The sequence below is a fragment of the Nonomuraea sp. NBC_00507 genome (genome assembly GCF_036013525.1).
Lineage (GTDB): Bacteria > Actinomycetota > Actinomycetes > Streptosporangiales > Streptosporangiaceae > Nonomuraea.
Genome location: NZ_CP107853.1, coordinates 2,941,700 through 2,966,313, shown reverse-complemented (window position 1 = coordinate 2,966,313; position 24,614 = coordinate 2,941,700). Strand labels below are relative to the sequence as shown.

At 68.9% G+C, this 24,614-nt stretch carries 24 protein-coding genes and 1 pseudogene; 13 read left to right on the top strand and 12 right to left on the bottom strand.

The genetic code is table 11. The annotated features are described in order from the left end of the window. Positions 1 to 135: 135 nt before the first annotated feature. On the bottom strand, positions 136 to 618 hold the full coding sequence (locus OHA25_RS15070; protein WP_327588188.1) for an Lrp/AsnC family transcriptional regulator: 483 nt from the start codon (positions 616 to 618) through the stop codon (positions 136 to 138). Positions 619 to 653: 35 nt separating this feature from the next. Here OHA25_RS15070 and OHA25_RS15065 point away from each other — a divergent pair, with 35 nt between their 5' ends. From OHA25_RS15065 to OHA25_RS15045, 5 genes are all read left to right on the top strand, one after another. After that, positions 654 to 1,580: an EamA family transporter gene (locus OHA25_RS15065; protein WP_327588187.1), complete on the top strand. Its 927-nt coding sequence runs from the start codon at positions 654 to 656 to the stop codon at positions 1,578 to 1,580. Then, positions 1,568 to 2,548, top strand: coding sequence for an aldo/keto reductase (locus OHA25_RS15060; RefSeq protein WP_327588186.1), 981 nt, complete (start codon positions 1,568 to 1,570; stop codon positions 2,546 to 2,548). The genes OHA25_RS15065 and OHA25_RS15060 overlap by 13 nt, the downstream gene beginning before the upstream one ends. Positions 2,549 to 2,653: 105 nt before the next feature. Beyond that, positions 2,654 to 3,271 carry a hypothetical protein gene (locus OHA25_RS15055; protein WP_327588185.1) on the top strand — a complete coding sequence of 206 codons (618 nt, stop codon included), beginning with the start codon at positions 2,654 to 2,656 and terminating at the stop codon, positions 3,269 to 3,271. 91 nt (positions 3,272 to 3,362) lie between these two features. Then, the gene (locus OHA25_RS15050; protein WP_327588184.1) at positions 3,363 to 4,502 is read left to right on the top strand and encodes an FG-GAP repeat domain-containing protein; all 1,140 of its coding nucleotides are present in this window, start codon (positions 3,363 to 3,365) and stop codon (positions 4,500 to 4,502) included. A 98-nt stretch (positions 4,503 to 4,600) separates the two neighbouring features. After that, on the top strand, positions 4,601 to 5,500 hold the full coding sequence (locus tag OHA25_RS15045; RefSeq protein WP_327588183.1) for a GIY-YIG nuclease family protein: 900 nt from the start codon (positions 4,601 to 4,603) through the stop codon (positions 5,498 to 5,500). A gap of 87 nt (positions 5,501 to 5,587) precedes the next feature. On the opposite strand, the gene OHA25_RS15040 is transcribed toward OHA25_RS15045, so the two are convergent. The 5 genes and pseudogenes from OHA25_RS15040 to OHA25_RS15020 all read right to left on the bottom strand — a co-directional run. Continuing rightward, positions 5,588 to 6,424 (bottom strand): class I SAM-dependent methyltransferase, encoded by an 837-nt coding sequence (locus tag OHA25_RS15040; RefSeq protein WP_327588182.1) that lies wholly within the window; start codon positions 6,422 to 6,424, stop codon positions 5,588 to 5,590. 105 nt (positions 6,425 to 6,529) lie between these two features. Further along, positions 6,530 to 7,456 carry an SDR family NAD(P)-dependent oxidoreductase gene (locus OHA25_RS15035; protein WP_442942113.1) on the bottom strand — a complete coding sequence of 309 codons (927 nt, stop codon included), beginning with the start codon at positions 7,454 to 7,456 and terminating at the stop codon, positions 6,530 to 6,532. A gap of 11 nt (positions 7,457 to 7,467) precedes the next feature. Then, a complete protein-coding gene (locus OHA25_RS15030) occupies positions 7,468 to 8,055 on the bottom strand; it encodes an NADPH-dependent FMN reductase (RefSeq protein ID WP_327588181.1) in 588 nt (195 codons plus the stop codon). Next, positions 8,045 to 8,665, bottom strand: coding sequence for a DsbA family oxidoreductase (locus OHA25_RS15025; protein WP_327588180.1), 621 nt, complete (start codon positions 8,663 to 8,665; stop codon positions 8,045 to 8,047). The genes OHA25_RS15030 and OHA25_RS15025 overlap by 11 nt, the downstream gene beginning before the upstream one ends. Before the next feature lie 23 nt (positions 8,666 to 8,688). Next, a pseudogene (locus tag OHA25_RS15020) lies at positions 8,689 to 9,366 on the bottom strand (MFS transporter); the annotation flags it as partial. Between the two features lie 27 nt (positions 9,367 to 9,393). Here OHA25_RS15020 and OHA25_RS15015 point away from each other — a divergent pair. Then, positions 9,394 to 9,990 (top strand): TetR/AcrR family transcriptional regulator C-terminal domain-containing protein, encoded by a 597-nt coding sequence (locus OHA25_RS15015; protein ID WP_327588179.1) that lies wholly within the window; start codon positions 9,394 to 9,396, stop codon positions 9,988 to 9,990. A gap of 200 nt (positions 9,991 to 10,190) precedes the next feature. Here the strand turns inward: OHA25_RS15015 and OHA25_RS15010 are convergent, their stop codons facing one another. Beyond that, positions 10,191 to 10,640: a group II truncated hemoglobin gene (locus OHA25_RS15010; protein ID WP_327588178.1), complete on the bottom strand. Its 450-nt coding sequence runs from the start codon at positions 10,638 to 10,640 to the stop codon at positions 10,191 to 10,193. 63 nt (positions 10,641 to 10,703) lie between these two features. Between OHA25_RS15010 and OHA25_RS15005 the strand changes: the two genes are divergently transcribed. Next, entirely contained in the window at positions 10,704 to 10,856 is a 153-nt protein-coding gene (locus OHA25_RS15005; RefSeq protein WP_327588177.1) for a hypothetical protein, read from the top strand. A gap of 42 nt (positions 10,857 to 10,898) precedes the next feature. On the opposite strand, the gene OHA25_RS15000 is transcribed toward OHA25_RS15005, so the two are convergent. Further along, positions 10,899 to 11,789 carry an NmrA family NAD(P)-binding protein gene (locus OHA25_RS15000; protein ID WP_327588176.1) on the bottom strand — a complete coding sequence of 297 codons (891 nt, stop codon included), beginning with the start codon at positions 11,787 to 11,789 and terminating at the stop codon, positions 10,899 to 10,901. 307 nt (positions 11,790 to 12,096) lie between these two features. Between OHA25_RS15000 and OHA25_RS14995 the strand changes: the two genes are divergently transcribed. Genes OHA25_RS14995 through OHA25_RS14985 form a run of 3 tightly spaced genes read left to right on the top strand, consistent with a single transcriptional unit; the run spans position 12,097 to position 14,121 of the window. Next, a complete protein-coding gene (locus tag OHA25_RS14995) occupies positions 12,097 to 12,561 on the top strand; it encodes a hypothetical protein (RefSeq protein WP_327588175.1) in 465 nt (154 codons plus the stop codon). Positions 12,562 to 12,613: 52 nt separating this feature from the next. Then, the gene (locus OHA25_RS14990; RefSeq protein ID WP_327588174.1) at positions 12,614 to 13,336 is read left to right on the top strand and encodes a hypothetical protein; all 723 of its coding nucleotides are present in this window, start codon (positions 12,614 to 12,616) and stop codon (positions 13,334 to 13,336) included. Between the two features lie 53 nt (positions 13,337 to 13,389). Then, entirely contained in the window at positions 13,390 to 14,121 is a 732-nt protein-coding gene (locus OHA25_RS14985; protein ID WP_327588173.1) for a hypothetical protein, read from the top strand. A gap of 145 nt (positions 14,122 to 14,266) precedes the next feature. Here the strand turns inward: OHA25_RS14985 and OHA25_RS14980 are convergent, their stop codons facing one another. From OHA25_RS14980 to OHA25_RS14965, 4 genes are all read right to left on the bottom strand, one after another. Beyond that, complete coding sequence (locus OHA25_RS14980; protein WP_327588172.1) at positions 14,267 to 16,888, bottom strand: tetratricopeptide repeat protein; 2,622 nt, start codon at positions 16,886 to 16,888, stop codon at positions 14,267 to 14,269. A gap of 47 nt (positions 16,889 to 16,935) precedes the next feature. Further along, positions 16,936 to 17,421, bottom strand: a complete 486-nt coding sequence (locus OHA25_RS14975; protein ID WP_327588171.1) for a hypothetical protein — start codon at positions 17,419 to 17,421, stop codon at positions 16,936 to 16,938. 300 nt (positions 17,422 to 17,721) lie between these two features. Continuing rightward, positions 17,722 to 20,700: an aminotransferase gene (locus OHA25_RS14970; protein ID WP_327588170.1), complete on the bottom strand. Its 2,979-nt coding sequence runs from the start codon at positions 20,698 to 20,700 to the stop codon at positions 17,722 to 17,724. A gap of 107 nt (positions 20,701 to 20,807) precedes the next feature. Further along, on the bottom strand, positions 20,808 to 21,248 hold the full coding sequence (locus OHA25_RS14965; protein WP_327588169.1) for an Lrp/AsnC family transcriptional regulator: 441 nt from the start codon (positions 21,246 to 21,248) through the stop codon (positions 20,808 to 20,810). 338 nt (positions 21,249 to 21,586) lie between these two features. On the opposite strand from OHA25_RS14965, the gene OHA25_RS14960 reads away from it, so the two are divergent. The 3 genes from OHA25_RS14960 (at position 21,587) to OHA25_RS61325 (ending at position 24,535) form a co-directional block, all read left to right on the top strand. Continuing rightward, on the top strand, positions 21,587 to 22,528 hold the full coding sequence (locus OHA25_RS14960) for a hypothetical protein (RefSeq protein WP_327588168.1): 942 nt from the start codon (positions 21,587 to 21,589) through the stop codon (positions 22,526 to 22,528). A 647-nt stretch (positions 22,529 to 23,175) separates the two neighbouring features. After that, positions 23,176 to 23,982, top strand: coding sequence for a GNAT family N-acetyltransferase (locus tag OHA25_RS14955; RefSeq protein ID WP_327588167.1), 807 nt, complete (start codon positions 23,176 to 23,178; stop codon positions 23,980 to 23,982). A gap of 235 nt (positions 23,983 to 24,217) precedes the next feature. Continuing rightward, the gene (locus OHA25_RS61325) at positions 24,218 to 24,535 is read left to right on the top strand and encodes an FAD-dependent oxidoreductase (protein ID WP_442942112.1); all 318 of its coding nucleotides are present in this window, start codon (positions 24,218 to 24,220) and stop codon (positions 24,533 to 24,535) included. The last annotated feature ends 79 nt before the right edge of the window (positions 24,536 to 24,614 follow it).

Sequence of the window (24,614 nt, the reverse complement as noted above, 5' to 3'; positions counted from 1 at the left end):
TGCATCACCTACGAAACCGGACTCGTCGGCCCGGCGACGCCGCGGCTGAGCGTGGCCCGGTCGCATCCCTGGAGCTGGTCTCGCCCGTCGGCACACCGGAGACCGCGCCGATAGTCCGTTAGGCGGGCCCGAGTCTCACTCCAGGAGCAGGGGGCGGCGCGGCACGGGCGCTGTGTGGATGAGAGACGTGGTCGTGTGACCGTACGGGGTGAACAGGTCGAGGATCGGTTCGAGCTCGTCGACCGCCCGCAGGTGCATCGTGAAGTAGAAGCAGTCGTCGCCGGTCATTCTGTAGCACTCGACGATCTGGGGAACTTCCTGGGCGATCTTGGAGATACGGTGCAGTTCCCGGATCGCCGGGCGGATACGAACCATCACGGTGACCGGAAAGCCCAGGGCCCGCGGGTCGACCTCGGCGCGATAGCCGGTGATCACTCCGGTCTCCTCCAGCCGCTGCACCCTGTCGGCCACCGCCGGGGCCGACAGGGCGACCCGGCGGCCCAGCTCGGCGAAGCTCACTCTGGCGTCGACCTGCAGCTCGGCCAGAATACGAAGGTCGAGGGCGTCGATTCCCTTAGGTTCGTAGGCCCGCTCGGGTCTGATCTTTCGATTCGCCATTCTCCTAAATTACGGGTTGGCCGACGATGGGGGTCATGCCGCCCACCGGCCCTCGCGCTGTCCCGTCCGCGGCGCCTCCCTGGACATACTTCATCGGGAGCGCCGTCTTCCACTACCTCGGCCCGGCCTTCGCCGTGCTCTTGTTCGCCAGGCTCGCCCCGCTCGGGGTGGCGGCACTGAGGATCTGGAGCGCCGCACTTGTTTTCGCACTCTGGCGTCGCCCCTGGCGGACCCTCGCCCGGCTCGACGTCGAGGGGCGTCGTACGATCATCGCCTGGGGCGCGGTGCTCGCGGCCATGAACATCTGTTTCTACCTGGCGATCGCCCGCGTTCCGCTGGGGACCGTCGCCGCGATCGAGTTTCTGCCGGTCATCGTCCTGGCCGCGCTCGGTGCCCGTACGGTGCGTAACCTCGTGGCACTCGTGGCAGCGGTCGGCGGTGTCTACGTGCTGACCGGCATCCGGCTGGCCGGGGAGCCGCTGGGGTTGGTGTTCGCCTTCGCCAACGCGGTTCTGTTCGCCGCCTATATCGTCCTGGCCCACCGTACGGCTCGGCGGCTGCGCGGCGTCAGCGGCATCGAGGGGCTGGCCGCCGCCATGCTCATCGCCTGCGTGTTCGTCGCGCCGGTGGGTGTTTGGCAGGCCGCTCCCGCGGTGATCGACCCCGTCACACTCGCCGCAGGGATCGGGGTGGGGATCTGTTCGTCGGTGATCCCGTACGTGTGCGATCAACTCGCCATGGCACGCATGGCTCGGTCCACGTACGCGTTGCTGGTGGCGCTGCTTCCGGCCGCGGCAACGGTGATCGGCATCGTGGTGCTCTGGCAACTCCCCTCACTGGCCGAGCTCGCCGGAGTCGGGCTCGTGGTGCTCTCAGTCGCGCTCCATCGGGAACTTCGGCCTCCTCTAGCCGCGGTGAAGACCACGCTCTCACAGGAAGATAAGACGAAATGCGATACCTGAAGCTGGGCTCGTCGGGACTGCAGGTCTCCCGGATCTGCCTGGGCATGATGACGTACGGCGATCCCAGTTCCTGGGAGTGGCTGCTGCGCGAGGACGCGGCCGAGCCGATCGTACGGCGCGCGGTCGAGGCCGGCGTGACGTTCTTCGACACCGCCGACATGTACTCCGGCGGCACGAGCGAGGAGATCACCGGCCGGCTGCTCAGCAAGCTCTTCGCGCGCCGCGACGACTACGTTCTCGCCACGAAGGTCTACTTCCCGACGGGGCCGGGCCCGAACGACCGAGGGCTGTCCCGCAAACACGTGCTGGCCGCCATCGACGCCTCGCTGACCAGGCTTGGAACCGACTATGTCGATCTGTACCAGATCCACCGTTGGGACCACGAGACGCCGATCGAGGAGACCATGGAGGCCCTGCACGACGTGGTGCGGGCCGGCAAGGCACGCTACATCGGGGCCTCCAGCATGTACGCCTGGCAGTTCGCCAAAGCGCAGCACACTGCTCAGACGGCCGGCTGGACCAGGTTCGTGTCGATGCAGAACCACTACAACCTCGTGTACCGGGAGGAGGAACGAGAGATGATCCCGCTCTGCCTGGACCAGGGGGTGGGCGTCATCCCGTGGAGCCCACTGGCACGCGGACTGCTCACCGGGAGCCGCCACCGCGACAGCCGGCCGCGCACGGTCCGATCCGGCAGCGACCGGCTGGCCGACAGCATGTACGAGGACGCAGACTTCGACGTCGTCGACGTGGTGCGTGCGGTCGTCGGCGAACGAGGCCTGCCGCCGGCGCAGCTCGCGCTCGCGTGGCTTCTCGGCAGGCCTGGGGTGACCGCACCGATCGTCGGGGCGAGCAAGGTGGGTCATCTGAACGACGCGATCGCGGCGGTGGAGGTGTCCCTGAGCGAAGAGGAGACGGCCCGCCTAGAGGCCCCCTACCGGCCACACCAGATCATCGGGCACTCTTGAACGGGGCGATGGTGCGGCTCAGTCTCCGGCGGTGAGTTCGGCGCGTGCCGCGGGGGCCGAACGCCCCACTGACAGCGCCGCGCCCGTCCCAGGCAGGCGCGTGGGGTGAAGCCAGCCGTCTTCCTCAAGGTCGGCGAGTACGAATACAGCACGTGGTCGCAGCGGGTGTGGCTGGAGGCGATGCGGTGGGAGTGGCACCCGCCGAACCCGTACGTGGTGTTCCGCATGTCGATGTTCTTCCGCGACCCGGAGGGCGGCCGCTTGGGGGTCGGTGCGCGGGGTCAGGTCACCGACACCACGTTTGAGTTGGATCAGTACAGCCACCAGCTCGTTTGCGTTGCGCTGTTCGACCCGACCCTGCGCGACCACGTCGACCGGATCACGACGCTGGTGCAGGCGCCAGGTCCCCCGGATGTCGCGGACGTCGTTCGCCGAACGCTTCCGGACCGTGGCGGGCGTACCACCGCTGACCTATCTCAACCGCTGGCGCATGCTGCTGGCGCAGCGCGCGCTCTTCGTGACGGCGATGTCCGCGTCGGGTCGCTGGCGGTCGAGCTGGGGTACGCGTCCGAGAGCGCTTTTAGCGCCGCGTTCGCTCGATGGGCAGCCCGGGCCGCTCGCCACAGACAGCGCAAGGGTCGGCGCACTAGGCTCTGTGTCTGTGTCGCGAAGGGTGACGATCTGGGTGGCGTTGGCTCTCCTGCTCGCGGCATGCGGCGGTGACCCCCGGCCCCAGCCCCGGCCCGAGCCGCAGACGGCTTCGCGATCGCCGGCGCCCTCCACATCCGCTGCGCTACCGACGTCCACGCCTCGCGTGGCCGAGGGCAAGAGGCGCGCCGATGACGTCGACGGTGACGGCCGCGCCGACCTGGTCGTCGAGGTCGACCTGCCCCGCAAGAACTTGCACTACCTGGCGGTCGTGTACAGCTCGTCCCGGGGCCTCGACCAGCGGAAGCGGACAATCGTCCCGTCAGAGGCGTTCTATTCGTCGTTGATCGACAGCATCGGCATCAGGGCCGACCTCGATGGCGACGGCTTCGGTGACATCCTGGTATACGGCCGGCCGGGTGACGACCAGCCGACGCGGCCGCACATCTTCTGGGGCAGCCCTCGCGGCATCCAGGCCAGGACACCCCCGACTCCGGTGCTGCGGCCTGTGGAGAGCGGTGATTGGTCGTACCGGGCTGTCCCTGGTGATTTCAACGGGGACGGCGCCGCCGACGTGGCGATGCCCAGCATGCCCGCCGGCGGCCAGAGCGCCACGGATCTGGCGATCCTGTACGGGCCGTTCAGCCGCGAGGGGGTTGCGAGCCGCGTGAGCGTCCAGCCGTCGCCGACCGGCAGGGAGTTCTGGCGGATGGCCGCGGACAGGATCGACGGACGGCGTGCGACCGGGCTGCTCGTGTACGAGGGCGACGACGGCGAGCAGACCTCCGGCTGGCTGCTCACCACCGGGCCCGGTGGCCTGTCGAAGGTTGGGCGCGAGCTCAACAAGGGAATGTCGGCCGCGTTCGGCGACTTCGACGGCGACGGCGTCAGGGACGTGGCTGTCGGCGATGACGGCAGTCGCAACGACGAGCCCGGCTACGAGACGGAGGCGCCCTCGGTACACGAGACCTTGACCGTCTACTACGGGGATGGCCGTACCGCGACATTCAAGGGAACCCAAGGTCCGGCGATCTCCGGCGACTTCAACGGGGACGGCCGCGACGACCTCGCCTTCGGCGGGGGGAACCGCTTCTACGATCCGGTCCGGATCTGGTGGGGCGGCCCGGATGGGCTGCGTGCCGGCGGCGCGGTCGACGGGGTGAGCCGGGCCGAGCCGCTGGCGGCGGGGGATTACGACGGCGACGGGGACGACGAGCTCGCCTTCGTCGGCGGCGACAACAGCGTCGAGATCATCGTGACCGACGGCAGGAGAGCGCTGGGCCGTTTCGACCTGCCGGCTGAATGAGGCGGGCGGACCTCGCCCATGGTCGCGTGGCTGGCGGCAGGCGATACAGCGTTTGCGATCATTGACACCCCTTGGCGGCCGATGTTTGACTCGGCCTGGTGTCCGCTAGGTCCTCGGCAGCGCGGCTGCCTCACCAGGCTGGCGTCTATCGTTTCCGCGACCGGCACGGCCGGATCCTTTATCTGGGGCGCGCCACCGATCTTCGGAGCCGGGTGCAGTCTTACTGGGGTGACCTGCGCGATCGCCGGCACCTGGCGAAGATGGTGGCCCAAGTCGCCCGAGTCGAGGCGGTGGCGTGCGGCTCGGTGCACGAGGCCGCATGGCTCGAACGCAACTTGCTGGAAACCCACATGCCGCCCTGGAATCGCACCGCCGGTGAGGAGACGTCGATCTACATCGTGGTCGACACGCGTCCGCACACCGCCGGGGTGCGGACGAGCTACGTGGCACGGTTCGATGGGGTCGTCGGCTTCGGTCCCTACCTCGGCGGAATGAGGACACGGCAGGCGGTCTCGGGGCTGCACCGGGCGTTCTCGCTGTCGTACACGCGTGACCGGCTGACAGCCGCCGAACGCGACATTGCCACACGGCGCGGCATCGGCCCGCAGTCCAGAAAGCGGCTGGCCGCGGCCGTCATCTCCGCGCTCGATGGGACGGACGCCGGGATCGCGCGTGAGGTGCTGACAGCGGCGCGCGATCGTGCGGCGGCGGCGCTCAACTTCGAGCTGGCCGCTCGGATCCACAGCGAGCTCGCTGCGCTCGAATGGGTGACGAGCGTGCAGCGCGTCACCGTCGACGGCGGCGGCGACCAGGACGTATGCGGGTGGGCAGACGGCCTCGCCGTCACGTTCACCATCCGCGGCGGGCGCCTCAATGGATGGGACCAGCGCGAGTGTGGTCGCTCGGACGCCGCCCGGGCGAGCGCCGTCACGCCGCCTGAATGGGCCGAGTTCGCCCAGCGCAATGCTGAGCTGGCTGCAGCGCTCATCCGGGTCTGATGGCGCACCTCACGCCCGCTGATCTGGACCCCAGGCGACGGGTGTGGCTCCTTCTAAGGGGCACCCCTGCCTGTGCGGATACGCAGTTCAGACATGAGGCAACATCGCGCGCAGCGAGTACAGGATGGGCAGGTGAGAGTCCCCGAAGCGCAGCCGATACAGGTTGTCCTCATCCGGATGCAGGAGGTTGCGGGGATCGATGTCTGTCGCGATGTGCTCGCCCAGGTGCGTCACGACAAGCCCAGCCTGCGCGGCGGCGGTCACGATCTCGCCCAGCGAGTACGGGTACTGGACCGTCTGCTGAACCGGCAGGCGCAACCCGGCATCGGCGTACGTGCCAGTGACCGTCTCCACCCGGGGTTCGCCGCCGCCGTACGGCCAGTCGGCGACCAGTGGATCGATCGTGGCCAGGATCTGGTACGCCGGATGCATGTCCACCAGGATCAGGCTCCCGCCGGGCCGCAGCGCCATGGACGCCCCACGCATCCAGGCATCGAGCTCGGCGATCCAGCACAGCACCCCGTAGGTGGCCACCACCACCTCGAACCTGCCGACCAAGGTAGCGGGCAACCGCTGGGTGTCGGCCTCGACGAAGGTGGCCGTGAGACCAGCGCGCTCGGCCAGCTCCCGTGCCCGGGCGATCGCTACCGGAGAGAAGTCCACGCCGGTGACGCGAGCGCCCAGCCGTGCCCAGCTGAGCGTGTCCAGGCCGAAGTGGCACTGTAGGTGCAGGAGGTCCTTCCCTGCCACTTCGCCGATCAGCTCCCGTTCCAGTGCACACAGCGTCTGCCGTCCGGCCAGGAAAGTGTCGACATCGTAGAACCGGTCAGCAGCGGTCGAACCATGCACGCGGGCTCGCACATCCCACAACGCGCGGTTCAGGGCGAGTCCGTCCCGGCTGGTGGTCGTCTCAAACTCGGTCATGTCGCGAGAATGGCACACATCGGCCTGCGGCTTCATACCGACTCGTGGTTGATCGCGCCGACGACGCCGCGGTGAGGGCCTGTCCAGAAAACCGTACAGTCCCGGCTAGCACCTCTGAGGCCCACCACTCAGGTCGGAGCGATCAGGGTTGGGTGCCGATGGCGATGAGAGGACTCCGACGTTCAGGTGCCGGTTATTCAAGCTCAGCACGACAGGCGCTCGTCTGCTCGCCGAGTCGGAGCGAGCAGGCGAGCGTTGGGCCGCCCGGTAGCGTGGGTTACATGGTCGTCCCGCCTGAGACGTCGAGCCGGTGTCCGGTGACGTAGCGGCTGTCGTCGCAGGCCAGGAAGGCGACGGTGTCGGCCACGTCCTGCGGCGTGCCCAGCCGGCCGAGGGGCGTCTGTGACGACAGCCAGGCCAGGGCCTCGCCGACCAGGCGTCCTTGGTGCATGTCGGTGTCGATGACGCCGGGGGCACGAGGTTGACGGTGATGCCGCGCGGTCCGAGCTGCTTGGCCAGCGCGACGGTCATGACGTCGAGTGCGGCCTTGGACATGGCGTAGTCGATCGCCCTGGGCATGGCCGCCCCGCGGGTCAGCATGGTGCCCACAGTGATGATCCGCCCGCCGTCGGGCAGCCGTGGCAGGGCTTGCTGGGTGATGAAGAACGGGGCGGTGGTGTTGACCGCGAACAGGCGCTCAAGGCCCTCCCGGGTGACGCCGTCGATCTCGGTCTGACCGCCGAGGATGCCCGCGTTGTTGACCAGGACGTCCAGCCCGTCGGCGTGCGCGTCGAAGGCGGTCCACAGGGCTTCGGCGTCGCCGGGCGCGCCCAGCTCGGCCTGGACGGCGAAGGCCTGCCCGCCGGACGCTTCGATGGTGGCGACGGTGTCCTTGGCGGCGGCGTAGTTGCCGCCGTAGTGGACGGCGACGCGGGCGCCTTCGCGGGCCAGCCGGGTGGCGATCGCGCGGCCGATGCCCCGGCTGGCGCCGGTCACCAGCGCCGTCTTGCCGGTCAATGTCGTCATGATCATGCCTTTCTGCTTTATGCGGTGTAGGGGGTAGTGGTCTTGGCGTCGCGCAGGATGCGCGCCCACCAGGTCACTTGGTCCAGCAGGGTCTTGGCGGCCGCGGCCGGGCCGGTCGGGTCCTTCGGCTGTCCGTTGCCGTCGAAGCACTCCCAGGCGCCGTGGAAGCTGACGGTGTCGCGAGTGGTGACGGCGTGCAGTTCGGCGAAGACGGCACGCAGGTGCTCCACCGCGCGCAGGCCTCCGGAGATGCCGCCGTAGGAGACGAACGCCACTGGCTTGGCGTGGAACTGCTGGTTGTGCCAGTTGATGGCGTTCTTCAGGCCGGCCGGGTAGCTGTGGTTGTACTCGGGGGTCACCACCACGAACGCGTCGGCGGACGCCAGCCGCGGGGTCAGCTCGCTCAGGGCCTGCAGCACCGGCGTAGGCGCGGACATCGACGGGGCCGCCCCGCCGATCGGCACGTCGACCAGGTCGATCATGTCGACGTCGAGGTCCGGGCGTGCTGTGGCCTGGCCGGCGAACCAGGTGGCCACGGTCGGACCGAGGCGGCCGTCGCGGACGCTGCCGACAATGACGGCCAGCCGGAGCGGGTCAGTGGTCACGGTGTTCTCCCTTCGTGATCGCGGCCTGTCGTAGGGCCGCCAGCAGTGTGGTCTCGGTCTGGGATCCGGTGAGCGGGGGCAGGTTCTCGATGAGGAAGACCGGCACGCCGGTGATGCCGAGGCGGCGCACGCGGTCGAGCCGGGCGCGCACTTCCCGGGAAGGCACGTGGCCGGTGGTGACACCGACCTCGGCGGCCAGTCGGGCGAGCGTGGCGGGGTCGCCGATGTGCAGCCCGTCGGTGAAGTGGGCGCGAAAGAGTCGCTCTGCCATGGGCTCGGCCTTGTCCTGCTGCGCGGCGTCGGCGATGAGGCGGTGGGCGTCGAAGGTGCCGGTGGCGATCGCCTTGGCGTACTCGAACCGGAGGCCTTCGCGGGCCGCGCGTTCGGCGAAGGCGAGCGCGCCCGCGGCTGCTTGCGGGCCGAAGGTCTGTTCCAGGACCGCCAGGAGCGGCTGCCCGCCTGCCGGGGCGCCCGGGGCGAGCTCGAAGGGCAGGAACTCCACCGTTACCTGCGCGCCCTCGGTCCTGAGCCGGTTCGCGGCGCGGGCGAAGCGGGTGTAGCCGAGGTAGGAATGCGCGCAGATGACGTCCATCACGAGCTGGACTTTCACACTCTGTGGCATGGGTTCCTGCCTTACGCGGCCGCGGTGGCGGGCTCGGCCGACGGGGCGCCATCACGCAAGGGGACCTCGCGGACGAACCAGGCCAGCACGAAGGCGAGGGCGCCCAGCACGGCCGCGCCGAGGGCCATGGCGTGGATGCCGTCGGAGATGGCGAGGCGAACCGCCTCCCGCGCGGCAGGCGTGGCCTGGATGAGCGCCTCGGGCGTCAAGGCGATCCGGGTGGCGGTCTCCGCGCCGAGGTGGTCGATGAGGGTGTCCTGCAGCCGGGCGGTGTACAGGGCGCCCAGGGCGGCCACGCCCAGTGAGGCGCCCATGGTGTGCCAGAGGGTGACTGAGCCGCTGGCCGCCCCCATGTCGCGCGGCTCGGCGCTGTTGATGGTGATGATCGTGGTGGACTGCATCAGCAGGCCCACACCAAGGCCGCCGATCAGCGTGAGACCGGAGGCGAGCGCCAGGTTGATGCCAGGCCGCAGCATGAGGAGCGCGAGCATGCCGGCCGTCACGATGGCGCCGCCGAGGATCGGGTAGATCCGGTAGCGGCCGTTGCGGCTGATGAGCCGGCCGGTGGCGATCAGCACGGCGACCATGCCCAGCATCGCGGGCAGGATCAGCAGGCCGCTGGCGATCGGCGAGGCGCTGTGGACCAGCTGCATGTACTGGGGCAGGAAGGTGGCTGCGACCACCATGCCGACGCCGAAGGAGTGGAGGCCGCGACCATGCGGCGGATCGCGGGCGAGCTGGGCACCGGCGCCATGTCGCTTTACCGCTACGTACCCCGGCGCGACGACCTGTTCGACCTCATGATCGACCTGGCGATGAGCGAGATCGAGCTTCCCGACGGCCCGTCCGGTGACTGGCGCGGCGACCTGACCCTGCTGGCCCGGCAGATCCGCGCCGCCGGCCTACGCCATCCCTGGCTGATCGCGCTGCTCACCAGCCGGCCCACGCTAGGCCCCAACCTGCTGCGCGTGCACGAGTTCGCACTCGGCGCCTTCGACGGGCTCGGGCTCGACATCGACGACATCACCGGCTTCGTCGGCATGCTGAACGACTACGTACACAGCGCGATCCGCCGCGAGATCGGCTGGCTGGAGGAGGCCCGCCGCACCGGCCTGGACCCCGAGCGCTGGAAGCGGGACTACATGGGGCCGTACGTCCGCCAGGTCGTCGAATCCGGCGCCTTCCCCCTGTTCAACCGATCGGTTCTCGACTCCCGCACCGCCCACCTCGCCCCCGAGGAACGCTTCCGGCATGGACTCGATCGCATCCTCGACGCCATCGCCGCACTCATCCCATCATTCTGGCCTCGTTGAGGCCGACAATCGGTCCCTGTCAACGGCGCGTCAGTATTCACGCGTCGTCGGCACGAGGTCGGCTGTACCTCAGAACGAGCTGAACCCCCAGGCGACGACTACCGCTTCTCCACCTCGCCCGACGACTGGATCGCCTGCGAACGCTCGCGGCTGCGCACCGAGCTGACCCGCGCCGCCTTGGAGTTCCGGGCTAACTCGGCTCAGCGCTGCAGTCCGTCCCATGACCATCGCGGAATCGTCAGGCCCTCCGGGACGTCGTCGGCAGACGTCGGGTAACGCGCCATCGTCGTCGTGGTGGCCCAGACGAAGTAGTCGTGCAGCACCTGCCGAAGCGGCTCGGCCGCGGTCAGCCCCACATCCTCCAGGGCCTGGTCGAAACAGGCGATCGCCCGGCGGTCCATTTCCTCGTGCGGGCCGTTGCCGCTGTGGATCCGCACGACCGATGTCTCGTCTCCATGGGTTTCGGAGTAGGTGGCGGGTCCACCGAGGGCCTCGGCCCAGTACGCCGCCAGTCGCTCGCTGTGCTGAGGATGGAATCCATGGCTGAACGGGTGGCTGACCACGTCGTCGGCCATCACCCTGGAATGCCACGCTTCGGCCAGGCGGAGCAGGCCTGTGCTGCCACCTGCGGCCTCGTACACGCTCTGCATGTCCCGAGAATGCCAGGGGCGGCGGCGCAATGGCCACAGACTGCCAAGAGACATGGTCCATGTGTGACCGTCGAGGGCGCGGCATGGATGGAGAAGACCGAACAGACCATCTCGATGCTGGAAGACGAGATGTTCGGACCCCTGTCGTCAACCGAACGACGTACCCTCTTCACGCTCCTGACCGCGCTCTTCGCACAACCCAGCGAGTTCGCGTAGTCAGCACTTGGAGGCCAACTGGACGGAGTACCCGCGCAGTGGTCAGCTTAGGACCGCGGGCTTGAGGACGTCCTGGCACCACTGGCGGAAGCTGGTGCCGGGGATGGCGAACGGTGGAGTCCGGGTCTCATGGTCGTAGATGCCGTCGTTCTGTGCGGTCACCATGTCGGCCATGCCCTGCGCCGCCCCCTCGGTAATCCCGTACTGCGACATCCTCGTCCGGTAGGCGTCGGTACTGATCTCCTGGAAACGGACCGTGCGCTGCAGCGCCTCGGACATGACCTGCGCCATCTGGTTCGGTGACAGGTCGTCGGGACCGGCGACCGGGACGCTGCCCTGGCCGCTCCAGGAGTCGTCGAGCAGCAGTGCGGTGGCCGCGGCGGCGACGTCCGATGTCGCGCAGGTCGCGAGCGGACGGTCAGCGGTGTTGGCCAGGAAGAACGTGCCCTGACTCTTGATGACCCTGACCTGCCCGAGCAGGTTCTCCTTGAAGAACGGCATGCGAAGCGCCCGGTAGCTCACGCCCGTGGCCTCGAGCAAGTCGTCCATCGCGAACGCCGCCGTCAGGTGCCCGGCGCGCTTGGCCACCTCGCCGGACTCACGACCGAGGCTGGAGACGGCCACCACGCGCTTGACACCCTGAGCCTTGATCGCCTCGCTCGCCGGGCGGCTGAAGTCTTCGTAGTAGTCCACGACGTTTTGGACCCGCATGTTCGGCGGCACAGCCCAGAACACGGTGTCGGCACCGGCGAATGCCTTGGTGACGACGTCGGGGTCGTCGTGTGACCCGTGGACCACCTCGACGCGCTCGCGGGCCTTGGCCGCGACACGGGACGGGTCGCGCACGATCACGCGAATGTGCTCGTCACTGGTGAGGACCTTGTCCAGGACCTGGGCGCCGATCTGGCCGGTGGGAGTGGTGACAACGATCATGAGGTCTCCTCGTGTACGCTTCCAGCGATTCCGCTTCTAAGTTATCACTGGAATAACCGCTGGTATCAAGTCTTCGCTATCGTTGATAAAGGCTCCTGGTGGGACCCGACACGCGGGCAGACCGGCTCGCGATAACGTTCGCGCCATCCGCCGGAGGCAAGGCGGTCGAGCTCGCGGCCGAACATAGACAGCCGCTCAGTGACAGCAGATTCGGAACCTCAGGTCATGATCCGTCGGTTATCGCAGTAATGCGGAACGTGCTCGTGGCGATAGCCGGACACAAGGGCCAAGGGAGGGGCCGAAGATGATGAATGAGGCGTTAGCGGCGTCCGGGGGCACGGCGCTGGTGGAGGCGATGACCACCGATGCGTGGACGTTGGCCAAGCAAGGCTTCGCCCGGCTGCTGGGGCGGGGCAAACCCGAGCGGCAGGAGATCGCCGTGCAGCGGCTGGAGCGCTCGCGGCAGGAACTGGTCGGCAGGACCGGCGCTGAGGTGGAGCGGGCCCGCGTCGAGCAGGAGGCGGCCTGGCGGCTGCGGTTGAGCGATCTGCTGGAGGACGATCCCGCCGCGGAAGCCGAATTGCGGGTGCTGGTGGCGACGTTCGGCACGTCAGCCTCTGCCTCCGGGGAGCGCTCGATCTCGATCGGCGGTGACAACAGCGGGATCGCCTCCAGTGGCGATCATGCGACGAACGTGCAGATGCGGGCGGAGGCTTCGGGGTCAGGCCGCGTCTATCAGGCAGGACGCGACCAGACCATCAACGAGCGATGAGCGGTCCGCCGTCGTCGGCCGACGACTCTGGGCACCAGCAGCCGCAGGCCAGATGGAGGCTACGGCCTCTGGAAACAGTCGGATCAATCAGGCCGGGCGTGATCAGGTCATCAACGAGACGGTGCTGCCGGAGGCGGCGCTGCGGCGCGTCATCGAGGTGACGGCGTCGCCGCGGCTGGTGTATCTGCCCCGGCACACGCGCACGTTCGTCGGGCGCAGCGATGAGCTGGCCACGTTGGAGGAGGCGCTGCATGGCGGGGGTGAGGTGGTGGTGGCCGCGGTGCACGGCCTGGGCGGGGTCGGCAAGTCCACGCTGGCCGCGCAATACGCGCTGGCGCAGGCCACAGGACGTCGTACAGCAGGGAGTGACGCCGCCGGTGGGTTGAATCCGGTGTGGTGGATCACTGCCGATTCCGACGATGCGGTGCAGGCGGGCCTGGCGGGTCTGGCGCTGGCATTGCAGCCGGAGCTGGCCACGGTGTTGCCGATGAAGGCCCTGGTCGAGCGGGCCACAGCGTGGCTGGCTGCTCATGTGGGGTGGCTGCTGGTGCTCGACAACGTCGTCGACGTGGCTGGTGTGCGACCGCTGCTGGAGCGGACCCTGACCGGGCAGGTGCTGGTGACCAGCCGACTGGGCGAGGGCTGGCACCGGCTGGATGCGCCTCCTGCGCGGCTGTTCGCCCAGATCCAATGGATCACGGCCATCAACGAACTGACCACCATCACCGACGACGTCCAAGCAGCCCGCAGCCCCCTGGTCATCGGCACCGCATAGCCCCAAGACATCTTGGGCAGGGGCGAATCGCCGAGGAAGAAGGACTTGAACGCATGGACAACCCAGTATCAGAGGCCACGCAGATCATCACATCCCTCGCGCCGGGTCATCGACCCGTACCCATTCGGACCCCGCTTGTCCGTGATGAGTGCACGTGGTTTCTCCAGGCCATCGCCCTAGGAATCATCAGTTTCCGCGAGTGCCCACCAGACTGTTTTCGCCGCAGGAAGTGGGGCGAGGCAGGACCTGATCACTTTGATACGCCGACGGGAGCGCCACGCCATCTGTTCTCCAAACCCACAGGGGAGACCGCCTGGCTCAACCGCGAGTACATCCCGCACCTCGCGGCCTACACGCTGGCCATCGAACGCTACGGCTACACCAAGGCCCGCAGTTCCTTCTCCCTGTACCGGACCTTCTCCCGAGACCTGATCTCAAAGAAGCAGGGCGGAAGCTACGAAACGGATGCCGAGTTCTACACCAGATCAGGCGCAGTCCACCTCCAGATCGAAGCCAAGGCGAGCGCTGAACAGACCGCACGCCTGGCTGGACAGATCGAAAAGCACGGCAAGCTGATGAACCTGCCGCACACGGCAGCGAAAGAGATCGAGTATGTCCTTGATCTCTCACCCTCCTACCTGTGGATTGCCGGCCCCGGAAGCATCGATCCTCCGCGCTACGTCTACGCAGTCACGACCGACAGCCACATCAACGCCACCTTCGCTCCTCTTACCGCTCTCCCCGAACCACCCGACATGACCACAGATGCCATCAGCGCCACGTAGCCCGGAAAGCCCCCCGCCACTTACCACCGAAAGTCACACAGGAGCCACGGTTTCAAGATCTTCAAAAAACGATCGTTAAATGAAGACAACGCGTCGGTCGTAGGTACAAGATCAAAAGTGGTGTGTCTCTAAACTCACGGAACAACTACCTCCGCCCACGAGCCTTTCGAAGAGCAGCCTCGGAGGCGAGAACCACCAGATTCCCCCTGACGACACGGGTCATGGGATGATCACTCCCCAGCACTCGCTCACAATCGGTGAGGGTGGTCGTGTACAGCGCGATGGCCGGGCCCAGGCCCCCCGCCGCCCGGTAGGCGCCGGCGAGGTTGCCGCGGGAGGCCAGGGTTTCGGGGTGGTCGGGTCCGAGGACGCGTTCGCGGTCGGTGAGGGTGGCCTCGTACAGCGGGATGGCCCGGCCCAGGTTCCCCGCCGCCTCGTAGGCGTCGGCCAGGTTGTTGCGGCAGGCCAGGGTTGAGGGGTGGTCGGCGCCCAGCACCCGCTCATGGTCACTGACGCTGGCCTTGAGCAACAGGATGGCCCGCTTCAGATCACCCGCCGCCCGGTAGGCGTTGGCGAGGTAGGTGTGGGAGGTCAGGGTGTCGGGATGGTCGGCGCCCAGCACCCGCTCATGGCCGCTGACGCTGGCCTTGAGCAACAGGATGGCCCGATCCAGGTCCCCCGCCATCTGATAGGCGTTGGCGAGGTAGATGTGGGACGTCAGGGTGTCGGGGTGGTCGGAGCCGAGCACGCGCTCGCGCTCGGCCAGCGTCTGCTCATACAGCGGGATGGCCTGGTCCAGGTCCCCCGCCGCCTGGTAGGCGTTGGCCAGGTTGGTGCGGCAGGTCAGGGTGTCGGGGTGGTCGGGGCTCAGCACCCGCTCATAGTCGCTGACGGTGGCCTCGAACAGTCGGATGGCCCGCTTCAGGTCCCCCGCTGCCTGGTGGGCGCTGGCCAGGTTGTTGCGGGTGGTCAGGGTCGAGGGGTGATCAGGGCCGAGCACGTGTTCGCGACCGATGAGGGCGGCTTTGAACAGTCGGATGGCCCGGCTCAGGTCCCCCGCCTCCTGGTAGGCGACGGCGAGGTTGTGGCGGGAGGTCAGAGTCTCGGGATGGTCGAGGCCGAGCACCCGCTCCAGGTCGGCGAGGGTGGCCTCGAGCAGCGCGATGGCCCGCCGCCAGTCCCCCGCCGCGTGGTAGGCGCCGGACAGGTTGTTACGGCTCATCAGGGTGTCGGGGTGGTCGGCGCCCAGCACCCGCTCACAGTCGGCGAGCGTCGCCTCATACAAGGGGATGGCCCGGCCCAGGTCCCCCGCCTCCCGGTAGGCGAAGGCGAGGTAGGTGCGGGAGATCAGGGTATGGGGGTGGTCGGGGCCGAGCACCCGCTCGCAGTCGGCGAGTGTGGCCTCGAGCAGCTGTACGGCGCGGGCGAGCTCGGCCAGGTCGTGCAGAGATCTGCCACACCAGATGCGGAGTGCCAGGAGATCATCTGGGAGCTCGTCGGCGGGGACTCGCCGGTAGAGGGCGTCGCTCTGGTCGATGAGCATCTCGACCGCGGCGCGGGCCGCCCAGGTCTGGGCGCCGTCCGGCAGGGTGTCGGTGTAGTCCTGGAGCAGGGCGATGGCCTGGTCCAGGACGGCGTCGAGGTCGCCGTGGTGGGCGGCCCGGTCGCACAGGACGCGCTGGATGAGGCGGTGCATCAAGACCGTGGTCCCATCCTCGCTGAAGGTGATCAGCGAGGTATCGGTCAGGTCGGCGAGCATCTCTCGCAGGCGTACCGGCTCGATGCTCCCCCCGCTCCCCGCATCGCTCAGGGCGGACAGGACCTGCAGCGGGACGCCGGAGGGCGACAGCACGGCCAGGATCGACAGCAGGTCATGGGCGAAGGGCAGGGCGGACTCGGCCTGGGTGACCGACAGCATGATGGCCTCGGCGGTGCCGGCCGGGTAGGCATCCCCGTGCTGGGCGGTCAGCTGGTCGCCGACGGGGAAGTCGCGCAGCAGCTCCAGGTAGCCGGCACAGCTCAACCGCAGGCGGACGATCACCGCGGCGGCCTGGGCCAGCGCCAGCGGCAGATGTCCCAGCTCGTGAGCGAGCTCAGCGGCGCCGTCGGGGTCGGTCAGGCCGGTGCGCCGCCGCAGGAAGGCCTCGGCCTGCCCGGGGGTGAACACCTCCACCTCAAGCGGCGCGTAGGCGCGGGCGAAGGCTCGGTTGCGGGTGGTGATGACCACCCGGGCCGCGCCGGTGGCCGGGCACCAGCGGCGAATGGCCGCCACGTCGGTGGCGTTGTCGAAGACCAGCAGCGCCGGCTGCGCGGTAGCGGCCAGCCACGCCTTGGCGCGGCGGGCGGCCGCGGCGGCGTCCTCGTCGGAGCGGCGTTCGCCCAGTCGCTCGGCCAGGGCGGCCAGGCCGGTCAGGATCTGGTCGGTGGTCTCGGCGGCGATCCAGGCCACCACCGGCCAGCGGGCGGCCTGGCAGGCCCAGGCGTAGGAGGCGGCCAGCATGGTCTTGCCCACCCCGGGCGTGCCGGCCAGCGCGCAGATCACCACCGCTCCGCCGCCAGCACTTCCCTGCCCGTCCTGCACGGGCTCGCCCAGCAGGTCGGCCAGCCGCTGCAGGAGCTGCGGACGCGGCTGGAAGCCGGGCGGGCATTGCGGGATATCGCCCTCGACGATCTGGCCTGGTTCCGGCCGGGGCGGGTAGTGGTGGTTGATAATCTGGTTACCGGCCGCCTGATACACGCGGCCCTGCCCTGAGGCGGTGGCGTCCATCTGGACAAGCGGCTGCCGCTGTGGGGAATTAGCCGCTGGAGGCGTGGTCATCGCTCAGTGATGATCTGGTCGCCGCCGGCCTGATACACCCGGCCCTCCCCCGAAGCCTCCACCCGCATCTGCACATTCCGCGCGCCCTCACCGGTGGAGACGATGCCGGAATTGTCGCCGCCGATGGCGACCGACCGCTCCCCAGAGGCCGACGCCCGTGGCGGCGCACCTGGCTCGGCAGCCGGCGTGCCAGGCGCGGTGCCTGCAGCCGACCAGCGATCGGCGCGGACCTGCGCCCGCAACGCCACCACGGCGACTACCAGCCCGGCCACGCCGACCAGCATGCCGGTGAACATGCCGACCACGCTGGCCCGCTGGTCCAGCACCTGCAGCACGTCCTCCGGTAGGTGCAGCGGATCGGCGAAGAACCAGACAAGCCCCGCCCCTAATGAGGCTGCCAGCACCACGACCGCGGCGATCACCACACCCCGCCACAGCCGCGAACCCGGCATACGTCCCACCCCCGGCGTCGTCTTCGACATGCCTCCAGAGTGTGCTACCGAACCAGCACGAGCGGGACCCATAGTGACGAACGCGTTACCTGCGATCGCGCCTGCTCGGATCGGTCGTTTGCGGGACGGTTGGCGGCGGCGGCCGCGCCGTAATCGCCTTGCCGCAGGAACGATCGTACCGAAACCCGTCTGTCGATGTCCGAAGCGGTAAGTGGCGGCGGCTTTCCGGGCTACGTGGCGCTGGTGGCATCTGTCGTCATGTCGAGGAGCAAAGGGCGTGGCCTGAGTCGGGCTGCCGATCGACGTTGTGAGCAGGAGCGCCGTTGTCGCTCAGCGGGTGTGTTCGCCCGTGCCGCGGTGGCCGAGTTCGGTGAGAGCGCGGTCGAGGGTGTCGGCGAAGAAGTCGGCGCCGGCGGGGTCGATGCACAGCGGTGGCTTGATCTTGAGGATGTTGAGGTGGTCGCCGGTGGGCTGGACGATGACGCCGAGGTCGAGCATACGCTCGCAGAGTTCGGCCGTCTCCTCGGTGGCGGGCTCCAGAGTGTGGCGGTCGCGCACCAGTTCGAGGCCGAGGTAGAGGCCGGAGCCGTGGACGGCGCCGATGAGGGGATGGTGCTCGGCGAGGGCCTGGAGCTTTGCCTTGAGGTGGGCGCCGGTGCGCACGGCGTTGCCTTGCAGGTCCTCGTCGCGCAGGGTGTCGAGGACGGTGAGGCCGGCGACGCTGGAGACGGGGCTGCCGCCGGTGGAGGAGAAGAAGTAGCCCTGGTCGCGGTAGAGGTCGGCGACGGCCCGGGTGGTGATGACGGCGCCGAGTGGATGGCCGTTGCCCATGGCCTTGGCGACACAGACGATGTCAGGGACGGCCTGCTGCTGCTCGAAGCCCCAGAACCAGGTGCCCAGGCGGCCGTAGCCGACCTGGATCTCGTCGGCGATGGCCAGACCGCCGTGCCGACGCACCGCCGCGTACACCTGCTGGAGGTAGCCGTCGGGCAGAGCGACGCCGCCGGCGTTGCCGTAGTACGACTCGCTGAGGAAGGCGCCCGCCGGGCGGCCGGAGGCGGCCAGCTCATCGATCACCTGGACGGCTTCAAGGGCGTAGTTGTCGGCCTGTTCGCCGCGCCAACGCCCCCGGTAGGAGTTGGGTGAGTCGACCGTGTGGACCCAGCTGGGGCGGGTGGCCAGTGCGTTGGGGTTGTCCTGGAGAGAGGTGGACACGGCGTCGGACGCATAGGTCCAGCCGTGGTATGCCTCGCGCAGGGCGACGACGTCGTGCTGTCCGGTGGCGCCGATAGCGAGCCGGATCGCCAGGTCGACGGCCTCGGAGCCGGAGTTGACCAGGAAGACGGTGTCCAGGGGGGCCGGCAGCAGAGCGGCGAGGCGTTCGGTGAACTGCACGACGGCGGCGTAGTGGAACCGGGAGTTGGTGTTGAGCCTGCGCAGCTGCCGCGAGATCGCCTGCTCGACGCGAGGATGGGCGTGGCCGAGCGGGGTGACGTTGTTGACCATGTCCAGATAGGAGCGGCCCTCGGCGGACACCATGTGGTGGCGCCAACCGCGTTCGATGCGGGGCGGGTTTTCGTAGTAGTGCTCTTGGACCGGGGCGAATACCGCGTCGCGCCGGGCGAGCAGGTCGTCCCCCGGGGTGGCACCGCCGACAGCGGGCAGCCCGAGCAGCGGGGCGGGATCGGCGGTGAGCGCGAGCCAGCCGGCGGCGTACTCGGGCCGCACCAGTGCCGGGATCGTGGGTGCCTCGGGCCGCCGGAGCGAGACGTGGACGCGAGCGCCGGCGGGCAGGGCGACCAGTTGGTCGCCTGCGTGCACGGGTCTGCCAGTGGGCGGGATCGGGTGGGCGGCGTCGGGGAAGGACAGATGCAGCACGTGGGGCCCGAAGGTGACGGCCGCGTGGCCGGGCCCCGCTGCCAGTACCTCGCCGTCGCCCGGCGCCTGCAGGACGGCGGGCCCGTCGAGCCACAGGTCGTCGCCCGTGGCGATGGTGGCGGGCGAGGTGGTGGACAGAGCGGGGGCAGCGGTGAGTTGCGCCTGACCGTAGCGGGTGGTGACGATGGTGGCGCCGGCGGTGAGCAGGCCGGCCGCGAGACGGTCCATGGCTGCGTCCTCCAGCCAGGTGCCGTGGTCCATGGTGTCGGACCCGACGGCCAGGTCCAGCACAGCGATGCCTGCGGGGTCCGGTCCGGCCAGCACGGGCACCGCGGGCACCGCGGCGGTGGCCCGTTGGCGGGTCAGGCCGAATGTCTCGACGATCAGTTCGGTCATCACCGCAGTCGGCACGGCGCGGGCCTGCTCGAAGATGCGCCACTCGCGCTCGAGCGCGGCGTTCACGTAGGCGTTGTCGCCGTCGATGGCAGCCTGGTGCCGTCCGCTGACCACCAAGGTGGCCGCCCGGAGCACCACCAGGGGCCACAGAGCCGTCGCCTCGTCCCTGGACAGCGGCCTGATCTCGTGGAACGCGCGGACGGCGGGCAGGACGTGGTGCGGTTCCATGCCGTCGTGATGGAGGATCGAGGACAGTGTCACGGCGAGCTCGCACACCGCCCAACTGTCCGTCAGGTCGCCGAAGTCGATGATCCCGTCGGGCAGTGGCACGGGGCTGTCGGGCGAGATGACGAGATTGTCGTCGGTCAGGTCCAGATGCACGGCCTGGCGCGGTAGCCGGTCGGCGACCCCCAGGAGAACGGCCCAGGCCTCCGTGGTCGCGGCCAGCACGGCGGATCTGCGCTCCGCCTCGACGACGTGGTCCGAAAGTCGCGTGACCACGCGGTCAGCGTGGCGGGGATCCCACTGCAGGACCCGTTCCAGTCCCGGATGACGGAAGGACCGCAGGGTCGTGCTGACCTGGCCGACGATACGCCCCATGGCCGCGACCGTCCGGGGCGCCAGATGACGTGAGCCGGAGAGCGTCCCACCGCGCAGATGCCGCAGCAGGCGGGCGATGACCGGACCGTTGTCGGTGGGGATGGTGGCAGTCCTGCGGACACCATCGACATCGCGCACGACGGTCGCGACACGCAGACCGGGCTGTGCGTCGGCGAGCAGGTCTGCGGCGGTGTCCTGCGCGTCGATCTCGGTCGCGGTGAACGCCGGGTTGGCGATTTTGAGGACGGCCACGGGCGATCCGTCGTCGTGGGTCAGCAGGAAGTTGGCGTCCTGCTGACTGCCCAGCGCCTCGGCGCGGACCGCGAGCCCGAAGTGCTCCGCGGCGGTCCGGCGGGCCTCTTCGGTGGTCAGCCGTGGGGCCGGCAGGCCCTGGTGCGTGAAGAAGTCGATGGTGAGGGGCTGGTCGTGCGTCATGCCGGGTACCTCGGAGCGGTTCGGTGGAGGGATGGGTGGATGCTGACCGGCAGGGGGCGGTGGGTAAAGCGTCGGCAGCCACCTCGGTGGTGGTGAGGCAGGAGCGCTCAGTCGACGTCCCACAGAAAGCGGTGGGTGTGGATCCCGAAGTACGGGAAGCTCTCCACCGCCGCGACGCCCTCGATGGGACGCACGACGACGTTGACGAAATCCAGGAGGGCGTACGGGCGACGGCAGACGACCTCCACGAAGAGGTCGAAGGTGCCCGAGACGAGGACGGCGTAAACGACCTCGTCGTGGCGTGAGAGTTCGTCGGCCACCGTGCGGGGATCGCCGTCCACGCGCAGACCGAGCATGGCCATGGTCTGCCCGCCCATGGCCATCGGGTCCGTGACCCCGACGACCTGCACCACCTTCGTGTCGATCAGTCGCTGCAGCCGCTGGCGGGCTGCCGACGGCGACAGCCCGACTTTCGGCCCCAGATCGCTGTACGGGATCCGCCCGTCCACCTGCAGTTCCCGCAGGATGGCCCGGTCGATGTCGTCCATGGCGTTCACCTCCTGTGCGTGAAAGAGCTAACCACTCAATTGGATCGCGTGCAATAGTGCTCTGGAACGCTCGAAAACGGAGTCCATGAAGATGAATCGCTTGTCGGTGCCCCATCACGGGCACGCTGATCTGCTCCCCGGCAGAGCCGCGACCCGGCCGCACGCCGCCGCTGATCCCATGGCCAGTGATCGCCAACTGGACAACGGCGGCCGCTGAACGGCCTGCTCGTTGAGGCCCGCCGCTCATTCGGGGTCGTAAGGCACGTTGGCCCGGCGGTCGCTGTGTAAGCTCGGCGAGCTGTGCGGAACGTCCGGTCCGGCCCGTTCGTCGTCATTGCGTGACCCTCTCCCCCGGGCTTGACGAACGGCTGCGCGAGGCGGCCGCCAGAATGCACCGCGCCGAGCACGTTCGGCACCTGCGTAAGATCACCGCGCAACAGATCGAGGTTGTCCGTAGCACCCTGGAGGATCTGGAGTTCGAGCTGGCCGAGGAGGAGCGTGACGTCGCCCGGCTGGAAGGCGGTCTGTCCGCCGTCCTGGCCCGCATGCTGGGCAACCGCGAGGAGCGGCTGGAGCGCGAGCGCGCCGAGGCGGTGGTGGCCAGGGAACGCGTGGACGGTCACCGCGCCCGGCTGGCGCAGCTCGAAGCCGATGCGGCGGCGGCCGCCGCCGAGCTGGCCGTGCTCGACCCCGCGTCCCGGGAGTACGCCCAGTTGCTGGCCCAGAAGGAGCAGCAGCTCATCCGGAACGGAGATCCGCGCGCGCGTGAGCTGGCCGACCTCGGCGCCGCGCTCGACCGGTTGAGCGCCGATGTGCGCGAGTGTGAGGAGGCCCGCCAGGCGGGGCAGGGCGCGCACGAGGCGCTCGGCGTCGTGCTGCGCTTCCTCGACTCCGCCAGGAACGCCTCCACCTTCGACGTGTTCGGCGGCGGTCCGCTCGCCGACGCCTACGAACACGACAAGCTGACCAGTGCCGACAAGGCCGCCTGGCACGCCCAGCGGGCTCTGGACGTCTTCGCCCGCGAGCTGGCCGACACCGGGATCGCGGCCCGGCCGGTGATGCCCAAGGTGGACACCCGGTGGTTTGTGGACGCCTTCTTCGACAACATCATCAGCGATGTGCTCAAGCATCAGCGCATCGAGAAGACCAGGGCCGAGGTGAAGAAGCTGGCGCAGTGGGTGCGCGACACCGGGGCGTACCTGAAGGCGCGCCACGCCCAGTTGCTGGCCGAGCGCGCCCAACTGCTGACCAGGCGCGAGGAGCTTCTACGCCCCGCATAGCCACTCGTCGAGGGCCTCTTCGACGGAATGTCCTCGGGCCGCCAACAAGTGCATCACGAAATCTCCGGCATCGACAAGATCGGCCCGCAGCAGTTAGGCAGCACATCACCAGCCTGCTCACCGAGCTGACCGCAGGATGACCTACGCGCCTAACATGCCTTACTGAGCATCAACTCGCTGACCAGCCTGAATACTCAACAACCCAAGATAACCGCCGTGTCGACGGCGTCGCGGGCCAGCTGTTCGGCCTCCTTCTGGTCCCCGGGCCGGCTCCACATCCAGGCCGGCGTGGCCAGCATCTGGTTATTGCCGGTGTCGGCGCCGACGCGGGCACAACGGCATCTATCCCGGCAACAGCCGCAAGCCGACCGTGTCCTGGCTATGTACGCCTCCAGCGCCACCAGACGGATCGTCGAGCAGTCCGAGTGGTAGCTGCTACAAGGTCTCTCTGGACGGCTCGAGTCACCGGGTCGGTGGTCCCCGTCGCGACGCTGGCCGAGCCGGACGCGCCGCTGGTGGTGGCGATCGACGACAGCGCGACCGGGATCAGTCGGGCCAGCACCAGCCGGAGACGGTGTGACTAGGCGAGTCCAGAACCACGAGCCGAGTTGCCCACAGGCATGCTGTGATCAATCATCATGAACCTGATGAAGAGCCCCGCCCGTGATGAAAGTGAGCTGCTGGCCAGGATGGAGCAGAACCTGGCCGAACATGCCTGTCACCTGCACCGACGCATGAGAGGCGCGATCGTCGTGGAGACCGACGATCTCCTGGTTGCCGACAGCGGTCTCGCCGACGACACGTTCAACATCGTTGCTGCGGCCCGCTTCACCCCCGGCACCGCCCAGGCACGGATCACCGAGACGATCCGGACGCTGGCTGCCACCGGTCGCCCCTTCTCCTGGTGGGTGGGACCTGCCTCCATCCCGGAGGACTTGACCGCCCGCCTGTCGGCGGTCGGCCTGCTGGCCGCCGAACACGAGACGGCCATGTGGGCCGACCTGGAGGGCCCCGTGCCCCAGCCATTTGTGGATGGACTGGACGTCTGCCCGGTGACCACACCTGAACAGCTCTCTGACTACGCCACGGTTGTCGCCGCGAACTGGGATCCGCCCGCCGCAACCGTGCGCCGCTTCTTCGACCGGGCCGTCCCCCAGGCGCTGGCCGCCGACTGCCCGGCCCTCTATCTGGTCGGCTATGTGGGGGGCCGCCCGGTCTGCTCGGCCGAAGTCTTCCTCCACGCACACGTGGCCGGTATCTACAACATCTGCACCCTGGCCACCCACCGCCGACGCGGCTACGGAGGCGCCATGACACTCGCCGCCCTCCACCTCGCCCGCCGTGAGCACTACCGCGTCGCGGTCCTGCAGGCGTCCGCGGACGGCGAACCCGTCTACCGACGCCTGGGCTTCCGCTCCTGCGGCCAGTTCACCGAGCACCACATCACGCCCTGAAACCCCGACGTTCTCCCTGCCCACTTCGCAACAACAGGCTCTAGGACCGCCGATGTTTCCGCATGTCAGAGCACTACCAAGGGCATCCGGTCCAACATGATCACGTCTTGACCATCAGCGCAGTCAGCTGCAGCGCCACCCGGAGCTCGTGAGCGCGACCCCAACCCGCCACCACCGCGCGCTTCAAGATCGCGCAGATGGCCAAAGTCGAGTTACCCACGACGGCCGCCGTCTGATGCGGATGGACACAGCCGCTGTGGGGCGGCGCTTCGAGACACCGACCATCTGCGCCCCACGGCGGCGGCTGGTCAAGCGTCTGCTCGACGCTCTACCCGCCGGCACGGTGACCTTCGGCAATGAGTGCAGCGGGGTTGCAGACCGCGGCGAGCACGTCGAGGCCGCCTTCACCGATGGCAGCACTTACGAGGCTGACCTCATCGTCGGCGCTGACGGGCGCGAGTCCCTGATGCGCCGACAGCTGTGGGCCCGGCCGAACACACGGCCACGAGCGGGTCCGCCTTCCCCGGGCCGTGGCCGGCGTCGTCCAGAGTGATCAGCTCGCAGCCGGGCGGCGCACGCGACAACCGCCATGCGGTCTCCAGTGCCGTGCTCACGTCCAGCCGTCCCTGCAC

Bases quoted from the DNA above. Each gene is read 5' to 3' on its own strand.
- OHA25_RS15070 (WP_327588188.1), bottom strand. From the start codon at position 618: ATGGCGAATCGAAAGATCAGACCCGAGCGGGCCTACGAACCTAAGGGA.
- OHA25_RS15065 (WP_327588187.1), top strand. From the start codon at position 654: ATGCCGCCCACCGGCCCTCGCGCTGTCCCGTCCGCGGCGCCTCCCTGG.
- OHA25_RS15060 (WP_327588186.1), top strand. From the start codon at position 1,568: ATGCGATACCTGAAGCTGGGCTCGTCGGGACTGCAGGTCTCCCGGATC.
- OHA25_RS15040 (WP_327588182.1), bottom strand. From the start codon at position 6,424: ATGACCGAGTTTGAGACGACCACCAGCCGGGACGGACTCGCCCTGAAC.
- OHA25_RS15035 (WP_442942113.1), bottom strand. From the start codon at position 7,456: ATGATCATGACGACATTGACCGGCAAGACGGCGCTGGTGACCGGCGCC.
- OHA25_RS15015 (WP_327588179.1), top strand. From the start codon at position 9,394: ATGCGGCGGATCGCGGGCGAGCTGGGCACCGGCGCCATGTCGCTTTAC.
- OHA25_RS15010 (WP_327588178.1), bottom strand. From the start codon at position 10,640: ATGCAGAGCGTGTACGAGGCCGCAGGTGGCAGCACAGGCCTGCTCCGC.
- OHA25_RS15000 (WP_327588176.1), bottom strand. From the start codon at position 11,789: ATGATCGTTGTCACCACTCCCACCGGCCAGATCGGCGCCCAGGTCCTG.
- OHA25_RS14995 (WP_327588175.1), top strand. From the start codon at position 12,097: ATGAATGAGGCGTTAGCGGCGTCCGGGGGCACGGCGCTGGTGGAGGCG.
- OHA25_RS14990 (WP_327588174.1), top strand. From the start codon at position 12,614: ATGGAGGCTACGGCCTCTGGAAACAGTCGGATCAATCAGGCCGGGCGT.
- OHA25_RS14985 (WP_327588173.1), top strand. From the start codon at position 13,390: ATGGACAACCCAGTATCAGAGGCCACGCAGATCATCACATCCCTCGCG.
- OHA25_RS14980 (WP_327588172.1), bottom strand. From the start codon at position 16,888: ATGGACGCCACCGCCTCAGGGCAGGGCCGCGTGTATCAGGCGGCCGGT.
- OHA25_RS14975 (WP_327588171.1), bottom strand. From the start codon at position 17,421: ATGTCGAAGACGACGCCGGGGGTGGGACGTATGCCGGGTTCGCGGCTG.
- OHA25_RS14970 (WP_327588170.1), bottom strand. From the start codon at position 20,700: ATGACGCACGACCAGCCCCTCACCATCGACTTCTTCACGCACCAGGGC.
- OHA25_RS14965 (WP_327588169.1), bottom strand. From the start codon at position 21,248: ATGGACGACATCGACCGGGCCATCCTGCGGGAACTGCAGGTGGACGGG.
- OHA25_RS14955 (WP_327588167.1), top strand. From the start codon at position 23,176: ATGAAGAGCCCCGCCCGTGATGAAAGTGAGCTGCTGGCCAGGATGGAG.
- OHA25_RS61325 (WP_442942112.1), top strand. From the start codon at position 24,218: ATGCGGATGGACACAGCCGCTGTGGGGCGGCGCTTCGAGACACCGACC.